Genomic DNA, 7,661 nt, shown 5'->3' with positions numbered 1-7,661 from the left:
CTGGCTTGCAGGCGGCTGATGGCATCGCCGCCCGGCGCGGGCATACCGCTGTTTGCTGCATCCTGAACGGCTGTCAGGTAGCGATAAAGCTCGTCAACCTGCTTGAGAAAATCATCAAAGACGATGGTCTTACCGCCCTTCTCCAGCGGCTGCGCCAGCTCAATCATCGGCGCATAGTGGTCGGTCACCAGTTGCTCAGGCGCCTGCGTCACAACCGCGCCCTGCGTCGGGGCATTGTCACCGTTGCTGAACAGCGCTTCCAGCGTACGGGTGGCGCGGTTGCTTTGGTCTTCCGCTTTCTGCGCATCTTCCGGGGCAGGCGCAGTGCGCGACAGGGTCAGCACCTTGCTCAGGTTAAGTACCAGACGGCGCAGCGGCGAGTTGGTGCCTGAAAGCAGGCGCGCGGTGTTGATGCGCTGGGAAAGATCGGCGCTGTTGTTGAGCTGAATGTCAGCGAGAAAGCGATCCCAGTTGACGATAAAGTCGCGCATGTAGAGCTGGCGCACGGCGTTATCGATCTGCTGTTTATCTTCCTGGGCGGTGGCTGCTCCCAGCACCCAGGCATCGTCCTCGTGCAGGGCGGTGGTCACGCTGTCGATCTGGTCGTTAAAACTCTTCCAGTACCCGTCCGGCGTATAGAGCCCCGGCACGCCCTCACTCACCGGCTTGCCGCTCTTACGGGAAAACACCAGCTCGCTCTGCGGGCCGCCGAGATCTGAAAGCGAAACCGGCTTCAGGTTCTCATCATGCTCCAGCAGACGTTTCAGGCGGCCATATACGCGGGTGGAGAGCGGCTGCTGGTTGATGAGCGCCCTTTCACGGGCCACCAGATCCTCATCCTGCGCATACGGTGAAGCCTGAATTTTTGGCTCCAGCAGCTGGGTCAGGTGCCATTCCAGCTCCTGAAGCTGCGCCTGCGTCACGTTCTGCGGCAGGTTGCGTTGCAGGTTGAGCATCACCCACGAGTGCAGGAATTTGCCGTCATAGTGCTTCGGCTGGTAGAGCATCTGATAGGCTTTCAGCGCCTCATAGCTGTATTCCACGTCGCTGCCGTTGTCGTTGCGCAGCCAGGTGGTAATGTGCATCGCCACGGCAGGCAGCAGCATCTGATCCAGCGCCTTCTGATACAGAGACTGCGAGGCATCGCTGACGTCATCCCCGCGATAAAGCCCCATGCGGCGGGAAACCGGCGGGTCGTTAACGTCGAAGGCATCGCTTTTCGGCAGATCCACCAGGCTGTTAAGCAGCGGCAGAAGCGCAAACAGATCGCGCTGGGGCTGGTTTTGCAGCGCCTTGCTCTGCTGCTCCAGCATCGGCACTTTTGCGTCCACTTCTTCCAGATAGGCTTTATTTTTAGCGTAGCTGGTCAGCCACAGGCCACCCAGGATCACCAGCAGAGCCAGCAGCGCCGCGTAGCCGGACCACATTACGGCGCGGTTGCGAAGCTCCCACCAGCGGTTTTCCCCGGCGATACCCGCTTCCTGGAAAATCACGTTTTGCAGCAGGTTCTTAATGAAGAAGCTTTGACCCTTCGCGCCCGGTATCGGCGCCTCTTTGCTCACCGAATCCCAGCGCGTGCTTTCCTCCCCTTCAGGTAAGGAGAGCGCGCGGTTCAGCTCGCCCATCACGCGGTCAAACGGCATCCCTTCCTGGGTGCCGCTGGCGAAGTAGATGCCGCGCGGCGAAAATTCGGTTTCGAAGTTTGAGCGGGCAAAGACCGTGCTCAGGTAGTCTGCCAGCAGCGGACGCAGCGCGGCGAACTCCTGCGGGAAGAGATAGGCTTCCGCACGGGTTTTGGCGTCATGCTCTTTGAGCATGGTTTCCGGAAGGCCCGCATCCAGACGCTGTTGCAGCAGGGAAAATTCCTGCTGGAAGTTGCCCATAAGATCGTAATCGGCGTGTTTGGTCTGCTCCCACGGCAGCGTAAAGCCCCAGATCTGGTCGCGCTGGGCTTTGTCGTAATCCGCAAACCAGGCGCGGAAGCCTTTAAGCAGGTCCGCTTTGGTCACCATCACATAAACCGGGAAGCGAATACCCAGCTGTTCATGCAGCTCGGAGAGACGCTGGCGCAGGTTGACCGCCTGCTGCCGGGAGGCCTCAGCGGACTGCGACAGCAGGTCGGAAATACTGATGGTGATAATCACGCCGTTGATGGGCTGGCGACGACGGTATTTACGCAGCAGGTTGATAAATTCCAGCCACTCCCCGGCGTCCTGAACCTGCTCGCTCTCCTGAGTGGTGTAGCGCCCAGCGGTATCCAGCAGAACCGCCTCGTTGGTAAACCACCAGTCACAGTTGCGCGTGCCGCCAATGCCGCGCAGCGCGGTTTTACCGAAGCGATCCGCCAGCGGGAATTGCAGCCCGGAGTTGGCCAGCGCGGTGGTTTTACCGGAACCCGGCGCGCCAATAATGACGTACCACGGCAGCTGATAGAGGTATTGCGTGCTGAAGCGCTGCGTCCACTGTGCGCCATGTCCCGCTTTGCTGAAGTGGGCTTTTTTCAGCATCTGGGCGGCTTCATCGAAACGCCCGGCAAGGATCTGCTCCTCGCTGTTCAGACGTTTCTGCGGATCGGCCGCCTCCGGGCTGGTGGTATTTTCGTTGAGCTTGTCCATCAGCTTACGGTTCAGCCAGGCGTTATACAGCCGCGGCAGAATGTGGCTCTGGGCCCAAATCAGGTAGACCACCGCAATGCTGATGACGCGGTTCTGCTCTGATTCAAGCGGGCGGGTATCTACGATGGACAACAGCGGGCCAATCATCCAGATGACCGCCGCGAGCGCCGTTACACCCAGGAAGCTCCACAGAATGCGATTGGTCAGTATAGAAAGTAGAGTAGTCAGCATCCTTAGTTTCCTTGCGGCAATCCGTTCAGCTCGGCCTGGGTATTGTCAGGCGATACCAGCAGCGTAATTTCCACGCGGCGGTTACGGGCGCGATTTTCAGGCGTGGTGTTAGGCGCTACCGGGTTGATCTCGCCCCGCCCTTCGGCTTTGACGCGCTCAGGCTGCGAGAGGCTACCCTGGAGCTGTTTTTGCACCGAACGGGCGCGCTCAAGCGAGAGTTCATAGTTGGAGGCGAAGCGTGCGCTGCGGATCGGCACGTTGTCGCTGTACCCCACCACCAGAATTTTGCCGCTGACGTTATTCATCGCCTGGGCGATGCGGTCGATGACCGGCTCATAGCGATCGCGCACCACCGTTGAGGCCGAGGCAAAGAGTCCGTCCCCTTTCAGGATCACCACGCTGCGATCCGCCTCATCCTTAACGGCCACCAGACCGGCATCAATTTCCGGTTTCAGGAAGCCGCGCAGGTTCAGCACCGCCGGCAGCTGACGCGCAGGCTGCTGGATCGTGGTTTCCGGCAGTTGGGACTGGTAAATTTTCGCCAGCACCGGGCTGGTGTTATCACCCAGACGCCAGTTCAGCACGATATAGAACAGGCAGGCGATAAAGCCGACCAGCGCCACGCACGCCCAGAGTGGGATCATCGGCCGCCAGAGCTTGCGCAGAACGGGGCGATCTTCCGGGTGCGGCGAGAGCGGCGGCGGGTAGCTGCCGCGCACGCCACGGATCATCTGCCACAGGCGCTGTTTGATGGTTTCAAGCTGGGTCCGGCCATTGTCCAGCACGCGGTAGCGGCCTTCAAAGCCGAGCAGCAGACAGTAGTTGATCATCTCCAGCAGCAGAATGTGTTCGCGCGGATTCTGCGACAGACGCGCCAGCAGCTGGAAAAACTTCTCGCCGCCCCAGGTTTCGTTATGAAACGTCACCAGCAGACCATTGCTTGACCAGACGCCGCTGCTTCCCCAGGGAGTCAGCGCGGCGGCTTCGTCCAGCGCCGTGCAGAGGCAGTAGCGCGCGCCGACAATCACTTCATACGGTAAGCCCGCCTGCTGGCATCGCACCTCGAAACGGCGAATTTCGTCAATCAGGCGCTGGCGCAGCCCGACCTGATCGTCGTGGGAAACCGAATGACGGATTTGCGGAATCGCATTGAGCAGCGGATTGGCGGCCGCCACCAGCTGATTGTTCCCACTGGCTCCGGTAAACACGGCATCACTGCCGGTATCCTGTCGTTCCTGCATATTAAGCGCTCGCTTTATTATTCTGTCGGGCTACGGATGGCCCAGAACTCCATATCGAGACCCGGGAATTCCCCTGCGAGATGCAGCGCGAATGCCCCGGACTTGTCCATCTCGTGCCACAGTTCGCTGCCCCTCTCGAGTTCGAAATAGCTGTAGCCTGCATGCCACGGGATCTGCGGCGGCGCGACGGGCATTGCCCGAAGCATGATGCCCGGCAGCTGAAGCTGAACCAGATCGCGGATTTTCGAGACTGGCGCAACCTTCATCTGGGCAGGAAAATGGGTTTGCAGGTGTTCGCCGGGGACATTGGCTTTTACCGCCAGCACGAAGCCAAATTCGCGGACCATGCTGGTCTCCGGCACGGTGGCGATGTTCAGACCGTGGGAGCGTTCGTGCAGCGGCAGCTGGATGGCATGATCTTCCATCACCAGCGACAGTCCCTGACGCAGCATCAGCATCAGTTTGCTGAAGCAAACGGCGAGATCGTCATGGTCGTATACCGGCAGTATGCTCTCTGCGGTACGCTGCGGCGTCCAGGTGGCGAGCTCCGTGGCAAACGGCAGCCAGCTGCGCCAGAGCGCTTCCGGATGAAACAGCGGCAGCGTTTTTAAATGTGAGACGTCGCCAAGGTGGCGGTTGATCAGCGAGAGAAGCGTGAACTCAACCATCTCAGACGTATTGAAACGCCCCGGCTGGCGCAGGCGGCCGCCGATCTGCTGGCTACGCTGCACCAGCAAGCCGTGCAGGTCATTGATCATGCCGTACAGCTGCGGGCTGTTATTGGCGTTCAGCATTGGCGGGATGTAGCTGTTATCCAGCCGCACGTGGTTGTCGTTGCGCTTTTCAGCGACGTACGCCACGCCGATGGCGGTCCATTCTGCCGTCAGATCTTTCTCCAGCATCAGGGTCAGACGCAGGCGGCCAAACTGAACCGTCGCCTCCCCGACCGACATCGCGTTGTCGTCTTCCACCTCTTGTTCAAAGGTAATAAAACGCGCCAGAGAAGACTGCTCCTCGCTGAAAATCACCTCTTCACGGCCACCGCGACGAACCGGCAGCGCAAGCACCACCTTTTCATTGGTGAGATTATCGGGGATTTTTAGCGGAGCCGGACCGTTGCGGTCGCTGCGCACCTGGAAAAAGGTGCCGTCAGGCAGCAAACCGCTACAGTAGCTGAGGGCAATACAGCCCTGGCGAAGCATCGCTTCATCCAGCTCAAGGTCGAGAAAGCCCCAGAGATACGAACGCTGCAAGGCCCCCCACTCACGAACGTGGTTGAGGAGGTAACTTTCTGTCCGCTGAAAATGGTGGGGACGCAGGAACATGCCCTCGGTCCAGACGACCTTTTCTGCTTTCGTCATGATGATCTCTTTCCTGTTATGAAGGGCGTTACTGGCTGATGACCCGGATACCATTTACGTCAAGGAAGACGCTGGCCTGGAGTTCATCTGCGGACCATTTCCAGAACTGGTAAATCGCGTTTTCGCCTGGAACAGGCAAAGGAAGTGAGACGCGCCATTTTTTGCCGTCCAGCGCCTGGTATTCCGCCATCACGCCGATATAACGCGCTTCCGGTGAGCTTTGCCCGCTCAGGGTTTTCGAAAGCTGGCCCGGCATCAGGAAGAACACATCGCTGTTCAGCAGATTCGCGCCAAGCGTGGCTGACGCGTTGTTCTGTAAGGAGTAGAAATCACTGGACATGAAATCCGCATCGGATTTCAGCAGCAACACTCTGACCTTAAGCGGCGCAGAATCATTGATTTGAGGATGAGCCTGAAACTGAAGATTGTAGCGGGAGGGGTCGCTGTGTGAAGACGACGTACAACCACCGATCAGCGCGAAAATCAACGCAAAAAAAGGGAAACACATCCGATGAAAATTTTTATTATTCATAAAAATATGCTCGTGAAACCCGTTTAGTTCAGGATCCAGGTACCGTTCGCGCTGTCTTTGCAGGCTTTGCTGTTGCCATCGACATCGACACAGGTGGTTTTCTTACGCGCTTTCGGGCGCAGTGCCTGTTTACGCACGGTGGCTTCGTACTGGTCAGCCTTGATCACGGCACGCATCGGCACATAACCAATCAGCTGTTCACTCCCTTCATCGGCCAGCGCCATCCAGAAATGTTCAACCTGCCCCAGCACGACGTAAGTTTTGCCGGTCTCAAGCGTACGGATCACTTTTCCACCGTAGTCAGGACGGCTCATCAGGGATGCCGGGTACATGGCACGATACGGTTCATTCACTTGAGTGAACTCCGCCGGAGGGGTAACAGCGTGACGGTGCGTCAGCGTGATGCCATTCACCTGGCTGGTCACAATCGTATCATCGGTGATCGCTGGTTTTTGCGGCGCCTTACAGCCCGCCACCGCCATAACAAACAGAAGTGATAACAATACACGCAGTTTCATATGCTTTTCCGTAGCGATATTTAGAGGATGAAGAGAGGGGGATAAAATTTGACTTAGGTGCTATTGTTAAAATAGTCGGGATATTTTCAGCAGGTAACTATTTTAAGGCATAGCTACCGCACGAACCCAACAGAAATGGGCCCAGCATGCTCCTGACATATTTTGACAAACGGTAGACAAGTTTACATGAGCTTGTCATCAATTCAATATTTCTTGCCTGCTTAATGGCGTTTAATGATACGCCCAATGCATTATAGGATTAATCTCATAAAAAATGCGCACTTAGCTGAAATCGTCTTTTTCTTAGACGAATTTCTAGCGTAACTGTATGAAAATTAATGGCTAAAAAGGCAAAAGAGAACCACTATCATTAACGTAACCCCTTATTATCGCCACTACCATAATTAGTAGAATTTCATTTTTTCTGTGCGCTGTGGGATATATCTGGGATATTTTCATTGTTGCATCTGGAAGATAACTTTTATTGGGTGCGTGCATCCCGCATTAACAAATGACGGTGAAGAAAATGGCAGGGATTTAATTTTGCGATCCGAAATAACCTACTCGAAATTATCCTCCGAGGTTATTTTTTGAGCCTTAATAATTAAGCATGGCTACATCTTTTTGTTCTCTTATTGTTCAGAACACTTCATTGCAGCCCATAAACTGGGGGTTTCAGCGGCAGTAACAGTAAACCTAACGCAAAAAGTTTTACCGTTACTACATATTTCTTTTACTTCTTTCCAACATCTGCCGTTCCACGCTTTCACCCGGCACGCCTCATTTGTCTCTGCGACGGTGTTTGTCTGCCGCTTGACTTATTTTGTGATAAAGGTACTTTTCAGGACATGAAGAAGATCCTGATTATCGTACCTGACGGTGGCATGTTGTTTGAGGCTGCCGGTATCGCCGACATTCTGATGCAGGCCAACCGGCTGCACCCGGACGGCCTGGCGCAGCCCCGCTACTGCATCATTATCGCCACCACCCAGCCTCACCTGGTGATCCACGGCCAGTCCGGCTTAAACCTGCTGGCGGACTATCGCCTGCCGGAGCTGGATCCGCGCGAGCCGCTGGATACGATCATCATTACCGGTCGTGGCATGAATGAACAGGAAAGCACCGCGGTGGTGGACTGGCTGCACCTGGCCGCGCCGCATGCG

Annotated in this window: 5 protein-coding genes and 1 pseudogene; 1 reads left to right on the top strand and 5 read right to left on the bottom strand. The window is 56.5% G+C overall.

What is annotated here, in order from left to right:
* From tssM to DD606_RS22945, 5 genes are all read right to left on the bottom strand, one after another.
* Window positions 1-2,846 (bottom strand): type VI secretion system membrane subunit TssM (gene tssM, locus DD606_RS22965; protein ID WP_129259207.1); only part of this gene is annotated, 2,846 nt, incomplete at its 3' end.
* Between the two features lie 2 nt (window positions 2,847-2,848).
* Window positions 2,849-4,087, bottom strand: a complete 1,239-nt coding sequence (locus DD606_RS22960; protein ID WP_003859963.1) for a DotU family type VI secretion system protein — start codon at window positions 4,085-4,087, stop codon at window positions 2,849-2,851.
* A 17-nt stretch (window positions 4,088-4,104) separates the two neighbouring features.
* Window positions 4,105-5,448, bottom strand: coding sequence for a type VI secretion system baseplate subunit TssK (gene tssK, locus DD606_RS22955; protein ID WP_045347065.1), 1,344 nt, complete (start codon window positions 5,446-5,448; stop codon window positions 4,105-4,107).
* A 28-nt stretch (window positions 5,449-5,476) separates the two neighbouring features.
* On the bottom strand, window positions 5,477-5,980 hold the full coding sequence (tssJ, locus tag DD606_RS22950; protein WP_023324848.1) for a type VI secretion system lipoprotein TssJ: 504 nt from the start codon (window positions 5,978-5,980) through the stop codon (window positions 5,477-5,479).
* 23 nt (window positions 5,981-6,003) lie between these two features.
* On the bottom strand, window positions 6,004-6,498 hold the full coding sequence (locus DD606_RS22945; RefSeq protein WP_006810964.1) for a hypothetical protein: 495 nt from the start codon (window positions 6,496-6,498) through the stop codon (window positions 6,004-6,006).
* An 848-nt stretch (window positions 6,499-7,346) separates the two neighbouring features.
* On the opposite strand from DD606_RS22945, the pseudogene DD606_RS22940 reads away from it, so the two are divergent.
* A pseudogene (locus DD606_RS22940) lies at window positions 7,347-7,661 on the top strand (GlxA family transcriptional regulator); the annotation flags it as partial.

Source organism: Enterobacter cloacae complex sp. GF14B (assembly GCF_004136805.1).
GTDB lineage: Bacteria > Pseudomonadota > Gammaproteobacteria > Enterobacterales > Enterobacteriaceae > Enterobacter > Enterobacter hormaechei_C.
Note: the sequence above shows the minus strand (reverse complement) of the source record. Positions and strands in the feature narration are given on the sequence as shown.

What these genes read in the sequence shown, in the direction of transcription:
- tssJ (WP_023324848.1), bottom strand. Translation starts at nt 5,980, where the DNA reads ATGAATAATAAAAATTTTCATCGGATGTGTTTCCCTTTTTTTGCGTTG.
- DD606_RS22945 (WP_006810964.1), bottom strand. Translation starts at nt 6,498, where the DNA reads ATGAAACTGCGTGTATTGTTATCACTTCTGTTTGTTATGGCGGTGGCG.
- DD606_RS22960 (WP_003859963.1), bottom strand. Translation starts at nt 4,087, where the DNA reads ATGCAGGAACGACAGGATACCGGCAGTGATGCCGTGTTTACCGGAGCC.
- tssK (WP_045347065.1), bottom strand. Translation starts at nt 5,448, where the DNA reads ATGACGAAAGCAGAAAAGGTCGTCTGGACCGAGGGCATGTTCCTGCGT.